Annotated in this window: 13 protein-coding genes, 2 tRNA genes, 2 pseudogenes and 1 riboswitch; of the genes and pseudogenes, 11 read left to right on the top strand and 6 right to left on the bottom strand. The window is 71.9% G+C overall.

From position 1 onward, the window contains the following. The first annotated feature begins 58 nt into the window (after positions 1–58). Together ACIP4X_RS27330 and ACIP4X_RS27335 are read left to right on the top strand one after the other, a co-directional pair. Positions 59–2,266: a DEAD/DEAH box helicase gene (locus tag ACIP4X_RS27330; RefSeq protein ID WP_391458882.1), complete on the top strand. Its 2,208-nt coding sequence runs from the start codon at positions 59–61 to the stop codon at positions 2,264–2,266. A 212-nt stretch (positions 2,267–2,478) separates the two neighbouring features. Next, positions 2,479–2,551 (top strand) — tRNA-Lys (locus ACIP4X_RS27335). A gap of 34 nt (positions 2,552–2,585) precedes the next feature. Here ACIP4X_RS27335 and ACIP4X_RS27340 read toward each other — a convergent pair. Further along, a pseudogene (locus ACIP4X_RS27340) lies at positions 2,586–3,143 on the bottom strand (site-specific integrase); the annotation flags it as partial. Here ACIP4X_RS27340 and ACIP4X_RS27345 point away from each other — a divergent pair. From ACIP4X_RS27345 to ACIP4X_RS27360, 4 genes are read left to right on the top strand one after another with little or no spacing between them, the layout of a single operon-like run. Then, a complete protein-coding gene (locus tag ACIP4X_RS27345; RefSeq protein ID WP_391459046.1) occupies positions 3,063–3,662 on the top strand; it encodes a hypothetical protein in 600 nt (199 codons plus the stop codon). The pseudogene ACIP4X_RS27340 and the gene ACIP4X_RS27345 overlap by 81 nt on opposite strands. 11 nt (positions 3,663–3,673) lie before the next feature. Beyond that, complete coding sequence (locus ACIP4X_RS27350) at positions 3,674–4,399, top strand: ABC transporter ATP-binding protein (protein WP_358731921.1); 726 nt, start codon at positions 3,674–3,676, stop codon at positions 4,397–4,399. Then, positions 4,396–5,613, top strand: a complete 1,218-nt coding sequence (locus ACIP4X_RS27355; protein ID WP_358731919.1) for an ABC transporter permease — start codon at positions 4,396–4,398, stop codon at positions 5,611–5,613. Before ACIP4X_RS27350 ends, ACIP4X_RS27355 begins: the two co-directional genes overlap by 4 nt. A gap of 4 nt (positions 5,614–5,617) precedes the next feature. Continuing rightward, the gene (locus ACIP4X_RS27360; RefSeq protein ID WP_358731917.1) at positions 5,618–6,643 is read left to right on the top strand and encodes a hypothetical protein; all 1,026 of its coding nucleotides are present in this window, start codon (positions 5,618–5,620) and stop codon (positions 6,641–6,643) included. Positions 6,644–7,025: 382 nt separating this feature from the next. Here the strand turns inward: ACIP4X_RS27360 and ACIP4X_RS27365 are convergent, their stop codons facing one another. After that, entirely contained in the window at positions 7,026–7,781 is a 756-nt protein-coding gene (locus ACIP4X_RS27365) for a DUF4118 domain-containing protein (protein ID WP_358731915.1), read from the bottom strand. Between the two features lie 194 nt (positions 7,782–7,975). On the opposite strand from ACIP4X_RS27365, the gene ACIP4X_RS27370 reads away from it, so the two are divergent. From ACIP4X_RS27370 to ACIP4X_RS27390, 5 genes and pseudogenes are all read left to right on the top strand, one after another. Continuing rightward, positions 7,976–9,766 carry an amino acid permease gene (locus tag ACIP4X_RS27370; protein WP_358732133.1) on the top strand — a complete coding sequence of 597 codons (1,791 nt, stop codon included), beginning with the start codon at positions 7,976–7,978 and terminating at the stop codon, positions 9,764–9,766. A gap of 123 nt (positions 9,767–9,889) precedes the next feature. Next, positions 9,890–11,020: a dihydrofolate reductase family protein gene (locus ACIP4X_RS27375; protein WP_358731913.1), complete on the top strand. Its 1,131-nt coding sequence runs from the start codon at positions 9,890–9,892 to the stop codon at positions 11,018–11,020. 50 nt (positions 11,021–11,070) lie between these two features. Continuing rightward, positions 11,071–11,144: transfer RNA gene (locus ACIP4X_RS27380), tRNA-Met, on the top strand. Positions 11,145–11,388: 244 nt separating this feature from the next. Then, positions 11,389–11,546: riboswitch (cyclic di-AMP (ydaO/yuaA leader) on the top strand. 11 nt (positions 11,547–11,557) lie between these two features. Continuing rightward, positions 11,558–12,598, top strand: coding sequence for a M23 family metallopeptidase (locus tag ACIP4X_RS27385; RefSeq protein WP_358731911.1), 1,041 nt, complete (start codon positions 11,558–11,560; stop codon positions 12,596–12,598). Positions 12,599–12,623: 25 nt separating this feature from the next. Beyond that, a pseudogene (locus tag ACIP4X_RS27390) lies at positions 12,624–13,091 on the top strand (aldo/keto reductase); the annotation flags it as partial. A gap of 58 nt (positions 13,092–13,149) precedes the next feature. On the opposite strand, the gene ACIP4X_RS27395 reads toward ACIP4X_RS27390, so the two are convergent. From ACIP4X_RS27395 to ACIP4X_RS27410, 4 genes are all read right to left on the bottom strand, one after another. After that, positions 13,150–14,574 (bottom strand): PrsW family glutamic-type intramembrane protease, encoded by a 1,425-nt coding sequence (locus ACIP4X_RS27395; RefSeq protein ID WP_391458878.1) that lies wholly within the window; start codon positions 14,572–14,574, stop codon positions 13,150–13,152. A 19-nt stretch (positions 14,575–14,593) separates the two neighbouring features. Further along, positions 14,594–15,439: a tRNA (guanosine(46)-N7)-methyltransferase TrmB gene (gene trmB / locus ACIP4X_RS27400; protein WP_358731907.1), complete on the bottom strand. Its 846-nt coding sequence runs from the start codon at positions 15,437–15,439 to the stop codon at positions 14,594–14,596. 68 nt (positions 15,440–15,507) lie between these two features. After that, positions 15,508–16,728 (bottom strand): L-2-hydroxyglutarate oxidase, encoded by a 1,221-nt coding sequence (gene lhgO, locus ACIP4X_RS27405; RefSeq protein ID WP_391458876.1) that lies wholly within the window; start codon positions 16,726–16,728, stop codon positions 15,508–15,510. A gap of 95 nt (positions 16,729–16,823) precedes the next feature. Further along, entirely contained in the window at positions 16,824–18,248 is a 1,425-nt protein-coding gene (locus tag ACIP4X_RS27410; RefSeq protein WP_358731903.1) for an MFS transporter, read from the bottom strand. Positions 18,249–18,357 lie beyond the last annotated feature (109 nt).

Genomic DNA, 18,357 nt, shown 5'->3' on the forward strand with positions numbered 1-18,357 from the left:
GCGAAACACGGAGTTGACGGGCGCGTGCCGACGAGACTCCGGAAGGTTTCGCATTCGCATGTCCATTGCCACTGATCACGTCGTCGTGCCCGAGAACGCCGACGACGCTCCCGAGAACAACGAGGCCCCGGAGATCACCTTCGCGGACCTCGGCCTGCCCGAGGGCGTCGTCCGCAAGCTCGCGCAGAACGGCGTGACCACGCCCTTCCCGATCCAGGCCGCGACCATCCCGGACGCCCTGGTCGGAAAGGACATCCTGGGCCGGGGCCGCACCGGCTCCGGCAAGACCCTCTCCTTCGGTCTGCCGACCCTGGCCACGCTGGCCGGCGGCCGCACCGAGCGGAAGCGGCCGCGTGCGGTCATCCTCACCCCGACCCGCGAGCTGGCCATGCAGGTGGCCGACGCCCTCCAGCCCTACGGCGACGTCGTCGGCCTGCGGATGAAGGTCGTGTGCGGCGGCACCTCCATGGGCAACCAGATCTACGCCCTGGAGAAGGGCGTCGACATCCTGGTCGCCACGCCGGGCCGGCTGCGCGACCTCATCAACCGCGGCGCCTGCTCCCTGGAGGACGTGCGCATCACGGTCCTGGACGAGGCCGACCAGATGTCCGACCTGGGCTTCCTGCCCGAGGTCACCGAGCTGCTCGACCAGGTTCCGGCGGGCGGCCAGCGGATGCTGTTCTCCGCGACGATGGAGAACGAGATCAAGACCCTCGTCGACCGGTACCTGACCGACCCGGTCAGCCACGAGGTCGACGCGGCGCAGGGCGCGGTGACGACCATGTCGCACCACATCCTGATCGTGAAGCCCAAGGACAAGGCGCCGGTCACCGCGGCCATCGCCTCCCGCAAGGGCCGCACCATCATCTTCGTGCGCACCCAGCTCGGCGCCGACCGCGTGGCCGAGCAGCTGCGCGAGGCCGGCGCCAAGGCCGAGGCGCTGCACGGCGGCATGACGCAGGGCGCCCGCACCCGGACCCTGGCGGACTTCAAGGACGGGTACGTCAACGTCCTGGTCGCCACCGACGTCGCCGCCCGCGGCATCCACGTCGACGGCATCGACCTGGTGCTGAACGTCGACCCGGCCGGCGACCACAAGGACTACCTGCACCGGGCCGGCCGTACGGCCCGCGCGGGCCGCACCGGCACGGTGGTCTCGCTGTCCCTGCCGCACCAACGGCGTCAGATCTTCCGCCTGATGGAGGACGCGGGCGTGGACGCCTCGCGCCACATCATCCAGGGCGGCGCGGCCTTCGACCCGGAGGTCGCCGAGATCACCGGCGCCCGGTCGATGACCGAGGTGCAGGCCGAGTCCGCGGGCACCGCGGCCCAGCTGGCCGAGCGTGAGGTCACCCACCTCGCCAAGCAGCTGGAGCGCGCGCAGCGGCGTGCGGCCGAGCTGCGCGAGGAGGCCGAGCGGCTGGTCGCCCGCCTCGCCCGGGAGCGCGGCGAGTCCGTGCCGTCCGAGGGCTCGGACGCGGTGGCCGGCGAGCAGGCGGTGGCCGAGGTGTCGGTGCCGGAGCAGCCGGCGGCCCGGGACATCGAGCGCATCGACCGGGAAGAGGGCGTCGAGGGCGAGGAGCGTACGGCGGCCCCGTCGTCGTACGACCGGCGTGAGCGGCGTGAGGACCGGGGCGGTTTCCAGCGTGACCGGGACCGTGCGCCGCGTTCCTTCGACCGCCGTGACGACCGTGGCTCGTTCGACCGCCGTGACGACCGTGGCGGCTTCAACCGGGACCGCGACCGTGACCGCGGCGACCGGGGCGGCTTCCGCCGTGACGACCGGGGCGACCGCGGTGGCCGTTCCTTCGACCGCGACCGTGACCGCGACCGCGGCTTCGAGCGCCGTGACGACCGCGGCTTCCGCCGTGACGACCGCGGTGACCGCGGTGACCGCGGTGACCGGGGCGACCGTGGTGGCCGTTCCTTCGAGCGCCGTGACGACCGGGGCGGTTTCCAGCGTGACCGGGACCGCGCGCCGCGTTCCTTCGACCGCCGTGACGACCGTGGCTCGTTCGACCGCCGTGACGACCGTCGTGACGACCGCGGCGGCTTCCGCCGGGACGACCGCCCGGCCCGGCGCGACGACCGCGGCGGGCACCGCGGCAGCGACCGTCCGTTCAACCGCGACCGCCAGGGCGGCGACCGCCCCGGCTTCCGCTCCGGCGGCCACGAGCGCCCCTACGGCCGCCGTGACGACCACCGCGGCGGCGGCGGTTCCTTCGGCCGCCGCGACGACAAGCCGCGCTGGAAGCGCAACGGCTGACGCCGGGTGAGTCCCGGGTGAGTCCACCCGCAGGGCCCGTACGACTCCTGTCGTACGGGCCCTGCGGCTTTTCGGGCAAGCCAAAAGGGGTTCTTCCGACCCCGGCCGTCACCCGGTCACCGCCGATCACGCCGAACTTCCGGCCTGGCACCCCGGATACCCGATCGGCGCCGGGCCCTCCTCCCGCTATGCTCGGGTAGGCAACATCGCCCGGGCCCTTAGCTCAATTGGCAGAGCAGTGGACTTTTAATCCATTGGTTGTGGGTTCGAGTCCCACAGGGCCTACAGCGGCAGGGGAGGGTCCACCCTCTCTGACCTGCTACGCAGCGCTCGGGTCGACTTCGGTCGGCTCGGGCGCTGTCTCGTTTTCCGGGTCTTGCGTGAGCGATGCGTGAGCGGATGCGCCTGTGTCCTGCGGATCGGCTGGGGCCGAGGCGGACGGTTCGGCGGCTGCCGGACGAGACCGAGGGATCAGCTTCGCTGCCTTCTCGGCGATCTCACGGTCCAGCTCGGGGAGCAGACTCGTGTACGTGTCCGACGTCAGCGTGATGGTGGAGTGCCGGAGCGTCTCCTTCACCGTGTGGATGTCGCCGCCGCCTCCGTGCGTGAGCGTCGCGGCCACGTGGCGCAGGTCCCGCAGGGTAATGGGCGGCATGTCGGTCGTGGCGAGGATGCGGCGGAAGGTCTCCGAGACCGTCTCGGGGTGGAGCCAGGAGCCGTCCTCCTTCGTGAAGACCTTGCCCGTGTTCTGCCAGGCGCCGCCCCAGTCCGAGCGCTCCTTGTCCTGGCGGGCCCTGTGGTCGCGCAGCACGGCGATGTTCATGCCCTGAAGCTGGCCAGCGGAGCGGAACCAACCGTCGCGGACAGTGCGTTGTGCCACTCCGCTCAGGCGGTTCCCACCGCTGTTTCCCCGGAGAACGCCGAGGCATGGTCGCGGGCGGCTCTGGCCTGCGCGGACATGGGGGTTGGCACACCGAGCCCACAGGCTGCCGCGTGGTCCCTGGACGACCCTGCCAAAGTAACGGCCGCAGCCACGGTGGTCACGACACTCTCCGACACCGGCCATTCAGGATCGCTTCCGCAGTGGGTCACCGCGGCCGAACTGCGGTCCTGGGCCGCCAATCCGGAGCGTCTGCCATCGGTGAGCGCCTATGCGACGGTGGTCAGGGCTTACCTGATCGTTGGCGGATCGATGGACAGCGAGATCCGTGAGGCGATTGACAGAGGCATGGAGGCGCAGCGCGGCTGCGCGCAGCTGCCCAGTCTGTATCGTGCCGATCCCTCGCAGTCCGGCTGTGACCTCAAGGCCACCTGGAGCGCCTGGAAACTCACACTCCTCAGGGGCGGTCAGCTACGCGCCCGCACGACGCCATCAGGTGAACCTTCCAAGAAATGAGCCGCCGAACCATGACCGACAGGCCACCCGTGACACTCTCCGTGCGGTCGGTACGCAAGTCGTATGTGCTGCGCGGGCAGCGGGTTGACGTCCTTGACAACGCCGCGCTGGAACTGCCCACCGGGCGTATCACCGCACTGGTTGGCCGCTCGGGGTCAGGCAAGACCACGCTGCTCCAGATCATGGGGCTACTGCTGCCGCCCGACAGCGGCACCGTGCTGGTCGACGGCCACGACGCCTGGTCACTGCCCGAACGGGAGCGGACCCGGTTGCGACGGTCCTCGCTTGGGTTCGTCTTCCAGGCGTTCAACCTGCTGCCGCAGCACAGCGCCCTGCGTAATGCGGCCCTGCCGTATATCGGCAGCACCAAGGCCGGAGCGCAACAAGCCCGGGATCTGCTGGAACGGGTCGGCCTGGCCGATCGGGCCGAGCACCATCCCAGCGAGCTGTCCGCCGGCGAACAGCAGCGCGTCGCCCTGGCCCGGGCCCTGGTCAACAACCCCGGCACAGTTCTGGCCGACGAGCCGACCGGCAATCTGGACGCCGACAGCGAGCAGCGCATGCTTCAACTCTTCCGGCAGGTCGCCGACGAAGGCCGGGCCGTGCTGCTGGTCACGCACAGCGCCACCGTCGCCTCCTACGCCGACAGCGTGCTGCGGATGGACCGCGGAGCGCTGACTACAGAGGAAGACCGCGACACCGACCTGGCCGCGGATACGCAGGAGACCCCCCGATGAATCCGTTTGCCATGGCAGCCGCCAACGTCCGTTCCATGTGGCGCCGGTTCATCGGCCTCACCGTTCTCCTGGCCGTGGCAGCCGCGGTCTGCGTCACGGCCCTCGGCATCTCCGACCGGGCCGACAGCGCCGCCCGCGACCGCGTCCAGGAGGGCACGGCCAACCGCAGCGTCACCGTCGACAGACTCATGGAGCGGACCGACTCCAAGCCGCTCAGCACCGAGACTGTGCGGGCCCTGTCCGTCCTGCCGAACGTCACCTCGGTCGAGCCACGCGCCCAGGTGTCCTTCGGCTACAAGGACCAGCAGGTGCCCGGCGTACTGCTCTACGCCACGACCCCGCGCCCCTCGCTGCTGCCCCCGCTGCTGAAATCCGTCCGCACGCAGTTGTTTCCGCTGCACCCGGGTGAGATCGTGCTGCCCAAGCGGGCTCAGGGCAGCGACCTGACACCCCTGCTGGGGCGCAGCATCACCGTCACCACCACCCGAAGCACCTCCGCCGGACAGGGCACTGGGGTGCCCGCTTCGGTCCGGGTAGTGGGCCTGTTCGATCCGGCCTGGCAGATGGACGGTCCTGACGCGGCGTACGCCGACGAGGCCACAGTGGTCCGATGGGCCGCGGCGAAGGCCGGTGTCACCGAGTCCGAGTTCACCACCTCTGTCGGATACGACCGCATCACCGTGCTGGCCCGTACCGCGCATGATGTCCCCGGGCTTCTGAGCGACATCCAGTCCGCCGGGTACGCGGCCACCTCCCTGCAGCAGGAAATGTCCGCACTGCCAGGCGTCCTGTCCCTGATCCACACTGCCGGCCAGGTGCTGCTCGTCGTCCTCGGCCTGGTCGCCCTGGTCGGTGCTCTGGTGGTCACCGGCGCGCTGTCCAGGCAGCGGGCCCGGGAGATCGGCATCCTCAAAGCCCTCGGGTTCGGCAACCGGGCCGTCCTGACCATGTTCGTCGCCGAGACCGGGATCATCGGAGCCACGGGTGCCGCGCTGGGCGCCCTCCTGGGTCTCGCGGGGGCCGCCGCAGCGGCTGCCGGGCTGCGCGGCAGTTCCGAACTCGCGCCCTACCTTCCCGACGGAATCCCGCTCCCGGACCCGGGCGTCCTGGTCGGTATTCTCCTGCTCACCCTGGCCGTGACCGTGATCGGCGCCTGGGTTCCCGCCCGCCGCGCCGCTCAGCTGTCCCCCAGCGATGCCATCAAGGAATGGTGACCCGATGATGCGACGTGTCCTCCCCGCCCTCGCAGCAGGCGCCCTTATGCTGCCGCTCGCGGCATGCGACGGCCCCGGCGGTGTGGAACTCGGCCACAACTGGGAGGGGTCGAAGGTTTTCGTCCTCACCGAAGTCAGCGGCTTGACCACGATCACCGGAATCGACCCGGCCCGCCACACCGCCGAACCGCTGGCCGCGGTACCGACCCAGTCGGACGACGACGATACGGCCAGCCCCCAGATCACCAAGACCACCAACGGACGCTGGATCGTGACGGTCCCCCGCAAGAACGGCCGCCCCAGCCGACTGTACGAGGTGAACACCAAGGACCAGGTCCTCGACGCCCTCGGCACGACGGAGGGCGGACGGGTCCTGATCCCTGCCGGGGGCTACCTCGCCGCCGTCGGAGACAAGGCCACATCCAGCACGGGGAAGGCCACCGCCCTGGTCTATGACCCCGCCACCTGGCAGGTCAAACGCGACGTCACCCTGCCGGTCAACCCCGGACTGGCCGCCGGCGGAACTCCCGGACTCTGCGTCGGCGACAACAGCGACAAGGGTTTTACGCTGGCCGTCGTCTCTCCGAAGAACGGCACCGTCAAGGCACTGCCCCAGGTGCCCAAGACCGAGGCCCAGGCCCTGGATTGCTCCACCAGCCGTCCACTGCTCGCGGGCGGCCCCACCACGACCAGCACCTCCACAGGCACCGCAACACTGCACCTGGCCAAGCAGGGCGAGATCGATGTCCTGACCACGTCCGCCGGCCGCATCGACCGGGTGACAGCGGACTCCACGAGCATCACGGCGGCGGTCTCACTCCCCGGCCACGTCGAACTGGTCGAAGTGGACCGCAGCACCGGGAAGGAACGCCACCGCACCCGCCTCGATGGGATGGCCGCCACCGACGGGATGCGGAAGACCGGCAAACACTGGGTCCTCACCTCTGGCGACAGCGCCGTCACGGTTGATCTCGGCCATGGCAAGGCAACGGCCTTCACACTGCCCGGGCAACTGCTCAACGCAGGCTGACCGCCGAAAACCCGCAGAGCCGCCTCACGTGCCAAAGCCCCATCACCCATGGCGGGCTGGGACCTCGAAAAGGCCCTGCTCAGCGGCTCGTCATGCGTGAACGGTGCGTGAGCGGACGGTGCGGCACGACCCGTCACCGGATGAATGGCGCATCACTGCGCACATGCTCTGACCAGGTGGTTCCGGACACCAAAGCAGTGTCCGGAACCACCTGGCATGCCCTGGCCAGGACTTTTAATCCATTGGTTGTGGGTTCGAGTCCCACAGGGCCTACCGGCGTCCGCGCCACTGGAACCCCCGCCGACCTGGTCGGACGGGGGTTCCGTCGTTCCCGGCGCCACGGGCGGCCGGGCCAGGCGGAGACGTGCCGCGCGGTGGTGGGTCAGCCCGTGGACCTCGGGATTCGCCACGTGGTCTGAAGGGCGGCGCCCACCTGGTCGGCCAGGGTGACGGCGACCAGGCGGGCCTCCAGGGGCGGGGTGTGGCCGGGGGCCGGCCGGAGGAGGAAGCGGCCGTGGAAGTGGCCGCCCGCGAAGACGCGCAGTTCGATGTCCTGGGCGGGCATGCCGAGTCGGTCGACGTCCCATGTTCTGCGCCCGACGGTGAGGGAGCCGTCGGTTTCCAGGCGGGGGGCGTGGCCGAGCAGGGTGCCGTACTCGAAGCGGCAGCCGCGCAGGTGGAGCAGGCCGACGAGTTGTGCGCGCACGCACTCCACCACCGCGTCGGGCGAGGTCGCCTCCCGGGCCAGCTGGGCCGCGTGGTGGATCTGGGCCAGATAGTCGGAGTCGGTGATGGTGACGACCTCCAGGCGCCGGGCGCGGGCCGCCAGTTGGGAGACGGCCAGGGCGACGGCGAGCAGCACCACGGCGGTGGTGATGTCGGTGGCGCTCGCGATCGTGAGCCGCTGGTAGGGGACGGTGAAGAAGAAGTCGAACCAGACGGCCGCGGACACGGCTGCGACGACACCGGCCACCCGGTGTCCGAGGGCCGCCGTCGCGACGACGACCACGACGAGGACGAGGGCGACGACGGTGCCGGCCAGGCCGGCGCGGAAGGGCAGCAGCACCGCGCTGACCGCGAGCGGTGCCACCAGGGCGACGACGATCGCGGTGGGCCCTCTGACGAGGTGGTCGAACATCGTGGCACCTCCTGCCTGCCTCTTCCGGTGTAGCAGGACACGCGCGACTCCGGACGACCTTTAACACCTCTCTTGCGTCGTATGGGGCGCTTTGCGGGAGATCCTGCCTCTTGGGTGGCGAAGGCGACGTGAGGGCGGGTGAAGTCGTGGGCACGAGTGCCGAGGACGCGGGGCGGCGCCGCCTTGCCGGGCGGATCGCGCTGAGACGGCAGGAGCGGGACCGGCTGACGGTGCCGCAGGGGCTGGCCGCGCTGTCCCTGGACGCGCTCGCCTCGGTGGCCTACGGGCCGGAGGCGATCGTGGTGGTGCTGGCGGCGGCCGGCAGCCGGGGACTGGGGTTCACGCTGCCGGTCACGCTGGCGATCGTGGTGCTGCTGGCGGCTCTGACGTTCTCCTACCGGCAGGTGATCGCCGCGTTCCCCAACGGGGGCGGCGCGTACGCGGTCGCGGGACGCCATCTGGGCCGGCGGGTCAGTCTGGTCGCCGCCGCCTCGCTGATCATCGACTACGTGCTGAACGTCGCCGTGTCGGTCTCCGCCGGCGTGGCCGCGCTCACCTCCGCCTTCCCCGTCCTGTACGGCGACCGGGTGCTGCTGTGCGTGATCGTGCTGGGGCTGATCACGGCGGTCAACCTCTACGGGGTCGCCGAGTCCGCCAAGGTGCTGATCGCTCCCACCGTGGTGTTCGTCGTGGCGATCGCCGCTGTCGTCGTGGCCGGGCTGGTGCGGCGGACACCGGCGGTCCCGCCCGTCCATCCGACGGCCTCGGCCGTCTCCGCGGTCGGAGTCCTGCTGCTGTTGCGGGCGTTCGCCTCGGGCTGCTCGGCGCTCACCGGCGTGGAGGCCATCGCGAACGCCGTCCCCACCTTCCGCACCCCGAGGGCCCGGCGGGCGCAGCGCACCGAGGTCGCGCTCGGGGCGCTGCTCGGCGCCATGCTCATCGGGCTGTCGCTGCTCATCGGCAAGTTCCACGTCGCACCGAGCCGCACCAAGACCGTCCTGGCACAGCTCACCGAGGCGTCCCTGGGCCACAACGCGGGCTTCTACGTGGTGCAGTTCGCCACCATGACGCTGCTCGCGCTGGCGGCCAACACCTCCTTCGGCGGCATGCCCGTCCTGACCTCCCTGCTGGCACGCGACAACCATCTGCCGCACGTCTTCGGACTGCGGGCCGACCGGCAGGTCTACCGGTACGGCGTCGTCGTGCTCGCCGCGACCGCCCTGGTCCTGCTGGTCGTGTCCGAGGGCGACACCCAGAAACTGGTGCCGGTCTTCGCCATCGGCGTGTTCATCGGATTCACCCTCTCCCAGGCCGGCATGGTCCGGCACTGGCACCTGGACCGGGGTCCCGGATGGCGGTGGCGCGCGACCGTCAACGGCCTCGGGGCACTGCTGACCTTCGCGGCGCTGGTCATCGAACTGGTGTCGAAGTTCGGCGAGGGCGGCTGGCTGGTCTTCGCCGCGGTCACCGTCCTGGTGGCCGCGTTCGAGTCGGTGCACCGCACCTACCAGCGCATCGGCGCGGCCCTGCACCTCGGCGAGGTCCCCGCACGGCCCGCGCCGCGCCACTCGGTCGTCGTCGTTCCCGTCGGCGCCGTCAACCTGCTCACCAGCGAGGCCATCAGCGCCGCGTTGTCACTGAGCGACGAGGTCCGCGCCGTCACCGTCGTGCATCCCGAGGACCGCGCCGCCCCCTCCGCCGACGAGGTCCACGCCGCCTGGAACGCCTGGCAGCCCGGTGTCCCCCTCACCGTGCTGCACAGCCGCACCCGGTCCCTGACCCGGCCCGTCGTCGACCATGTGCGCGCGCTGGCCGCCCAGGAGCGGCAGTGCCGGATCGTCGTCCTCATCCCGGAGACACATCTGCCCAGGCCCTGGCTGCGGCTGCTGCAGAACCAGCGCGGCGCGGTCCTCGACCGCGCCCTGCGCCGCCACACCGACGCCGTCATCTGCCGGCTGCGGTTCCGCATCAGCCTCGATCACTGACCCGCACCGACCGATGGGCGGCCCGCCCGCCCCGGGTACGCTCCCGGCACGGTGGTGCCACGTCCGCGGTCGGCGGCGTCGGTCACACTGGAGGCGAGCCCGTCGCCGAGAGAGAGGGCGTCGATGCCCCACCCGTACGTCCTGCTGTCCGCCGCCGTCTCGCTCGACGGCTACCTGGACGACACCGGCCCCGAACGCCTGCTGCTCTCCAGCCCCGCCGACTTCGACCGCGTCGACGAGGTGCGGGCGTCGGCCGACGCGATCCTCATCGGCGCCGGCACCCTGCGGGCCGACAACCCGCGGCTGCTGGTCAACTCGCCCGAGCGGCGGGCCGCCCGCCGCGCCGCCGGAAGGCCGGAGTACCCGCTGAAGGTCGCGGTCAGCGCCTCCGGCGAGCTGGACCCCGGGGCGCCCTTCTGGCACACCGGCGGCGAGAAGGTCCTCTACACGACCGACGAGGGCGCGCTGCGGCTGCGGCGCACGGGCCTGGCCGCCGACGTCGTGCCGCTGGGCGCCGAACTCGACTGGGCCCGACTGCTCGAGCACCTGCACGACGTACGCGGGGTGCGCCGGCTCATGGTCGAGGGCGGCGGGACCGTCCACACCCAGCTGCTGCGGCAGCAACTCGCGGACGAGGTGCAGCTCGTGCTCGCCCCGCTGTTCGTGGGGGACCCCGACGCGCCCCGGCTGTTCGGGCCCGGGACCTACCAGGGCGGCCGGCTGCGGCTGGTGGAGACGCGGACCATCGAGGACGTCGTCCTCGTGCGCTACGAGCCCACCGCCCCCGGCACCGCCGGCCGCGCCGCTCCCGCGGACCGGCACTGGCTCCGGATCGCCTGCGAACTGGCGGCCCAGTGCCCGCCGTCCCGGACCGCGTTCAGCGTGGGCGCCGTGGTGGTCGCCGCCGACGGGACCGAACTCGCCCGCGGTTACTCGCGGGAGGGGGACGACCCGGTCGTGCACGCGGAGGAGGCGGCGCTGGCCAAGGTCGACCCGGCGGATCCGCGGCTGCCGGACGCCACGGTGTACAGCAGCCTGGAGCCGTGCGCCCGCCGCGCCTCCCGGCCGCGTCCGTGCGCCCGGCTGATTCTGGACGCCGGGGTGCGGCGGGTGGTGACGGCGTGGCGGGAGCCGGACACGTTCGTCGAGGGCGCCGACGGAACCGGGGTGCTGGCGGCCGGCGGCGCGGTCGTCGTCGTGGTGCCGGAGTTCGAGGAGAGGGCCACGGAACCCAACCGGCATCTGCTCGGCTGAGGGGTTGGTGCGAGCGGCGTTCCGGATGACATATACTGGTGACACAACGACGCGGGGTGGAGCAGCTCGGTAGCTCGCTGGGCTCATAACCCAGAGGTCGCAGGTTCAAATCCTGTCCCCGCTACTGAAGACTCAGGGCCGGAATTCGATTCATGGATTCCGGCCCTGAGTGTTTTCACGGATCCACGGGCGCTCGTCTCAAGTCCTCCGGAAAGTGCGGTCGACTCGCCCGAGTTTCGGTGCTCATGGACCGTAAGGTCGGGCCGGAAGGTTGAGTGATCAAGCCGAACGGCTTGGAATCAGGGGCTCGCGTCTATTAACGTTCGATAACGCAGCACGGTCGTCCCAGCCGTCACAAGAGGCGGCTCCGTGCGCGCACGCCGAATCCCGCAAGGGAACCGGGGAACCACCTACTTTGGGGTGAATCGAGCGTAACTTCCGTGTCAGCACGGCTTGTTTACGCGCGTAGGAGACCTTCCCGCTCCGAACCCGTCAGCTAACCCGGTAGGCGAGACGGAAGGAAAGGAGTGCGCCTTCGTGGCGTCCAACCCGCCTGCCCCGGAAGCCCCGTTCGCGTCGAGCCGCCAGCACGGCGAGACCTTCGGCTACGACAGCCGAAGCGCCGATGAGGGCCCCTGGGAGGAGTGGAACCCGAGCGCGGAGTCCCTCCGTCCCGTGCGCGGCCGGCACCGCGTCGCCAAGCAGCGCGGCGGCGGGCTCGCCCGCAGCTCCACCGTTCTCGGTGTCGGCGTCATCGCCGCCGTCGGCGCGGGCGGCATGGCCAGTGCCAACAGCGCCAAGCCGCCGGTGTCCATCTCGTTGCCCGACCTGCCCTCCGTGGGCTCCCTGTTCGACGACAACTCCGACGCCGCCCCCGAGGGCTCGGCCACCGCGCTCAGCGGTATCGGCGTGACCGCCGCCGAGACCCAGCAGGAGGGCACCTCGGACGCCGGCGAGGTGCTGCGCAACCGGATCATGGCGCAGGCCGAGCAGCAGCAGGTGCAGATCGAGGCCAAGGCCCAGGCGGACGCCCAGGCCGCCGCCGCCAAGAAGGCCGCCGCCGATGCCGCCAAGGCGCGGGAGACGGCCGAGGCCGAGGCCGCCGCCAAGAAGAAGAAGGCGGAGGAGGAGGCCGCGCAGAAGGCCGAGGAGGCGCGGCTGGCCGAGCTGGCCAAGCAGTACACGCTGCCGACCTCCTCGTACACGCTCACCTCCACCTTCGGCCAGGCCGGCTCCATGTGGTCCTCCGGCTACCACACGGGCCTCGACTTCGCCGCGCCCACGGGCACCCTGCTCAAGGCGATCCACACCGGCACCGTCACCGAGGCCGGCTGGGCCGGCGCCTACGGCTACCGCACGATCCTCACCCTCGACGACGGCACCGAGCTCTGGTACTGCCACCAGTCGTCGATCAGCGTCAGCGTCGGCCAGCAGGTCAGCACGGGCGACGTGATCGGCCGCGTGGGCGCCACCGGCAACGTCACCGGGCCCCACCTCCACCTGGAGGTCCACCCGGGCGGCCAGTCCACCGGGATCGACCCGATGGCGTGGCTGCGCGACAGGGGCCTCACCCCCTGACGGACACGGACCGGTCCCACCGCCGACGAGGCCGTGCCAGCACCCCGACCACCTGGGGCTGAGCGCCGCCAACATCAAGGCCGCGGCCGACGCCTCCCTCAGGCGCCTGGGCACGGACCACATCGACCTGTACTACACGCACTTCGACAAGCCGGAAGTCCCCGTCGAGGAGATCATCGGCGCGCTCGACGAACTGGTCGGGGCGGGCAAGGTGCGGCACATCGGCGCCTCCAACATCTCGCCCGAGCGCCTCCGGGCCTCCCTGGACTTCTCCGAGCGCGAGGGCCTCGCCCGGTACGTGGCGCTCCAGCCGCACTACAACCTGGTCTCGCGCGACACCTACGAAGACGGTCTGCGGAGCGTCGCCGAACGGTCGGGCCTGGCCGTCGTCCCCTACTTCGCGCTCGCCTCCGGGTTCCTGACCGGCAAGTACCGGCCCGGTACGACGGTGGACAGCGCGCGGGCGCAGGGCGCGGCCAAGCACCTGGAGACCGCGGACGAACTCGGGAAGCTGACGCGGGCGTCGGCGTGACCCCCGTCCCCGGGAGTACCTACGACGGGGTCCGGTAAGGGTTGTACGAGGGATACGGCACCGCCGGGCCATAGGGGTGGGGCGTCGCCGAGCCGTACGCCGGACCGTAGGGATACGGCGTCGCCGGTCCGTACGATCCGTACCCGAGCGACTGCGCGTGCACCCCGTGCATCCCGTAGACCCCGTGCACCGCGTACCCCGGCCAGGGGGGCGCGGCTGTGGGCGTCGTCATCCTGGCCGCGTGGTCCAGCGCGGGCTGCGCCACCTCCCGCCTGCGCCACAGCTCGTGCAGCAGTTCCCGCTCCCGTACGGCAAAGTCGGCACCGGCCCGCCCAAGGCGCCCGCGGTGCCGGAGGAACGCCAGCGAGGTCGCGTACGCCTCGTACCGGGCGACCGTCCGCGCCGCCTGCCTGCCGAGGTGGCGCCGGGCGTGGTCGCGGGCCAGTCGGCGCGCCCGCATGGAGGCCAGGGCGAACGGTTCGGCCGGGGTGAGCCATCCCGCGGCCGTGTACGCGGGCAGTTCCTCGCGCACGGTCCTCAGCTCGCGCTGCCGGGTCCACACGACCAGCCAGGTCAGCAGCCCGAAGGCGGGCACCATGATGGCGGCGTAGACCGCGAAGAAGCCGTACTCGCCGAAGGTCGCCGAGCCGTTCCACAGGGCGTGCATGCCCATCGCGAGCAGCAGTCCGGCCGGGGGCGGCAGCAGGCGCCGCAGCCGGCGGCGGTCCGAGGACATCGCGGCGATGCCGAAGCCGATGCCGGTGAGCACGGTGAACATCGGGTGCGCGAACGGCGACATGATGACGCGGACGAAGAAGGTCGCCGCGGTGACGGAGGCGATGCCACGGTCACCGGTGAGCTGGTCGGCGCCGAAGGCGTTGCCGAGGTAGAGGATGTTCTCGGTGAACGCGAACCCGGTCGCGGTCACGCCGGCGATGACGACCCCGTCGACGATGCCGGTGAAGTCACGTCTGCGGAAGAGGAAGACCAGCAGGACGGCGGCGGCCTTCGCGGACTCCTCCACGACCGGCGCTATCACCGTCGCGCCCAGGGTGTCGGCGCCGTCGGGGTCGGCGGTCGCCGTGGCGATCCAGTGCGTGGCGAAACTGTTCGCGACGATCGCGATCAGGGCCGCCGCGCAGGCGCCCCAGGCGAACGCGAACACCAGGTTCCGCCAGGGGCCCGGCTCGACCCGGTCCAGCCAGCGGAAGGCGGCCGTCAGCAGCGGTACGGGCAGCACCGCGAGCCCGAGCCCGACGAGGAAGCCCTCGGTGCCGGTCTGCCGGCGCACCAGGGCGAGGATGACGAGCCCGGAGAGGGCGAGCAGGGTGACGAGGGCGCCGTACTTGACCCATCGCCGCTGCCACCAGTGCGGCTGGCGGGACGTGCCGCCGGGAGCGCCGGTAGCGCCGGGAGGTGTCGGGTACGGGGGGCAGGTGGCCACGGCATCGGCCCTCACGAGGTCACTGAGGCTGCTGGTCTTCCGGCCGGGGTACGCGGCGGAACAGCAGATCGTTCACGACATGGCCCTTCTCCAGTCCCTGGCCCTCGAAACGGGTCAGCGGCCGGAAGCCGGGACGTGGCGCGAAACCGCCGTCGGGCCGGGTGTTCTCGAAGTCCGGGTGCGCCGTCAGCACGTCGAGCATCTGCTCGGCGTACGGCTCCCAGTCCGTCGCGCAGTGCACGAGCGCCCCGGGCCTGAGCCGGGTGGCGGCCAGCGTCAGGAACTCCGGCTGGATCAGCCGCCGCTTGTGGTGCCGCTTCTTCGGCCAGGGGTCGGGGAAGTAGACGCGCAGCCCGTCGAGGCTGTCGGGGGTGAGCATCTCGCGCAGCAGGATGATCGCGTCGCCGTTGCCGACGCGGACGTTGCCGAGTCCGTGCCCGTCGGCGAGGCTCAGCAGATTGCCCTGGCCGGGGGTGTGCACGTCGACGGCGAGGATGTTGGTGTCCGGGTCGGCGGCCGCCATCCGGGCGGTGGCCTCGCCCATGCCGAAGCCGATCTCCAGCACCACCGGGCGGGTGTTCCCGAACAGCTCGGCGAGGTCGAGCACCCGCTGCCCGTCGATGTCCAGCCCCCAGGTGGACCACAGCCGCTGCAACGCGTCCGCCTGGCCCGCGGTCACCCGGCTCCGGCGCGGCTGGAAGCTGCGGATCCGCCGCTCGAAGTGCGAGCCGGCCGGATCGGCCCTGGGCCCGTCGGGGAAACGCGGCTCCCCCTTGGCCCGGGTGTGCCGCAGGGACACTCCGGGCTCGTGCCGGGGCAGCTCGCCGGGAGCGGGAGCCTGGGGGGTGTTCAGCGAGTCAGTCACAGTGGGAACGATTTTACGGGGGACCGGCACGAAGCGGTCGTCAAGGCCGACGGGGCCCGGCGTGCCCTTCATGCCGCCGCCAGCACGGCCAGGGCCCGCCTCGCCACCTCGCGCCCGATCGGCAGCGAGGCGGTCGCCGCGGGACTGGGCGCGTTGAGCACGTGCACCGTCCGGGCGCCCTCCCGGATCAGGAAGTCGTCCACCAGCGTGCCGTCGCGCAGGACGGCCTGCGCCCGCACCCCGGCCGGGGCCGGCACCAGGTCGTCCTCCCGCACGGCGGGCACGAGCCGGCGCACCGCCCGGGTGAAGGCGGCCCTCGACACCGAACGCCGCAGCTCCCCGGCCCCGTACCGCCAGTGCCGGCGGGCGATCCGCCACGATCCGGGCCAGCCCAGCGTGCCCGCCAGCTCCCGCGGCCGTACGGTCCCCCAGCCGTAGCCCTCGCGGGCCAGCGCGGGCACCGCGTTGGGCCCGATGTGCACACCGCCGTCGACCCCGCGGGTGAGATGCACCCCGAGGAACGGGAACGCCGGATCGGGCACCGGGTACACCAGCCCCCGCACCAGCTCCGGCCGCGCCAGCTCGTAGTACTCCCCGCGGAACGGCACGATCCGCACCCCCGGGTCGTCCCCGGTCATCCGTGCCACCTCGTCGCAGTACAGCCCCGCGCAGTTGACCATCACGCGCGCGCGGACGATCTCGCCGCTCCCGGTCAGGACGGCGACCCCGAGCTCCGGACGGCGGTCCACCCGCACCACCCGGGCCCCGTACCGGATCCGGGCGCCGGAGGCTCGCGCGAGCTGCCGGGCGACCGCCGTGAAGTCGCAGATCCCCGTCGTCCCCACGTGGATCGCGGCCAGTCCGCGGACCTCCGGCTCGTACTCCTCGATCTGCGCCGGGCCCAGCTCGCGCACCGGAATGCCGTTCTCCCGGCCGCGCTGCACCAGCGCGTGCAGCCGCGGCAGCTCGTCCCGTCCGGTCGCCACGATCAGCTTGCCGGTCGCCTCGTGCGCGATGCCGTACTCCGCGCAGAACTTGACCATCTCGGCGGCGCCCCCCGCCGCGTACCGTGCCTTCAGCGAGCCCGGCCGGTAGTAGATCCCGCTGTGGATCACCCCGCTGTTGCGTCCCGTCTGGTGCCGGGCCGGGCCCTGCTCCTTCTCCAGCACGGTCACGCGGGTGCCCGGCGCGGCGCGCGTGATCGCGTACGCCGTCGACAGGCCGACGATGCCACCTCCGATCACCAGCACGTCGCAGTCGTAAGCGATGTCCGGCCGCACCTGCTCCACCTCCCGCCTCGATAGTGCACTGCGCCACTGACAATGCCCTCGAGGCGGTGGAACCGCGCGGCCGGGGTGTCCGGCCGCGCGGGGAGCGGTCGGGCTCAGGCGGTGGTCATCAGCAGCGGGCGGGCCCGTTCGCGCAGCTCGACCACGCGGGGCTCGTCGCTGTAGGGCTCCAACCGGTGCAGGAGGTCCTTGACGTACTCCGTGGTGCGCGCGGAGGAGATCCGCCCGGCCACCTCCACGGCCCGCACGCCCTGCTCGCAGGCCGCGTCCAGGTTGCCGGACTCCAGTTCGGCGACGGCCGAGACGACCAGTCTGAGGCCGTGGGAGCGGACGAACTCCTCCGTCGGCTTCGACAGCGCCTGCTCGGTGAAGCGGCGGACCTGGCGGGGTGCCTTCAGGTCCCGGTAGCACTCGGCGGCGTCGGCGGCGAACCGGTCGTAGCCGTAGAAGCCGAGCCAGGACGGGTCGTTGTCCCCGTCGCGGGACCGTTCCAGCCAGCCCTCGGCCGCCTTGAGGGCGGCGCCGGCCGCCTGGGCGTCGCCCGCGCGCGCGTGGGCGCGTGCCTCGACGAGCCGGAAGAAGCTCATGGTGCGGGCGGTGGCCAGGCCACGGTTGCGCTCCAGGGCCGCCTGCGCGAGGTCGACGCCCTCGTCGCCGAAGCCGCGGTAGGTCGCCTGGAGGGACATGGACGCCAGGACGTAGCCCCCGAGGGGTACGTCGGCGGCGGCGCGGGCCAGGCGCAGCGCCTGGATGTAGTAGCGCTGGGCGGCCTCCTGTTGGCCGGTGTCGAAGGCCATCCAGCCCGCGAGCCGGGTCAGTTCGGCCGAGGCGCCGAACAGCGCCCTGCCGACCTCGTCGGAGTACGAGGCGAGCAGCAGGGGCGCGGCCTCCACGCGTAAACATTCCGGCACCATCGACGAACGCCAGTCGCCGCCTCCGTACTTGGAGTCCCAGCGCCTGGCGTCCTCGGCGGCCTCCCGCAGCTTCCGCACATCGCTGTGGCCGACTTTGACCGGTGCGCCGGAGGCCTCCGCAGGGCCCGCCTCGCGCGCCACCGAACTGTCGGCCGGGGTTATCAGCCAGCGCGAGGCGGGCGTCGCGTACGCGCTCACCGCGAACGACCCGGCGAGCGACTGCCAGATGCCGCCGGAGCCGGCCCGGCGGCCGGCCAGGTCGAGCCGGTACAGCTCCGTCGCCGACTTCACCGCCTGGCCCACGTCCCTGGGGAAGGCGAGGCCCACCTCGGGTGCGGGATCCGCGTCCGCCAGGCCGATCTCGTGGAGCGGCACCGGGCGGCCGAGCTTCTGCCCGATGGCGGCCGCGATGAGGTGCGGCGCCGCACCCTGCGGCACCATCCCCTTCGAAACCCAGCGCGCCACCGAGGTCTTGTCGTAGCGAAGTGTCAACCCGCGCTGGGCGCCGAGGTCGTTGACGCGCCGCGCGAGGCCTGCGTTGCTGATTCCCGCGAGGGCGAGAACGGCGCCGAGCTTTTCGTTCGGCCCGCGTTGCTCCCTGGACATGAGCCACCCCTCGACACAGACGGCTGTCGCGCTGGCATAACCACGCGGCATTCGTAAACCCAGCGTAGTTCGCCGCATCCCAAGCGTTAAGGGGCATTCTTCCGGATGG

Source organism: Streptomyces sp. NPDC088817, assembly GCF_044750345.1.
GTDB lineage: Bacteria > Actinomycetota > Actinomycetes > Streptomycetales > Streptomycetaceae > Streptomyces.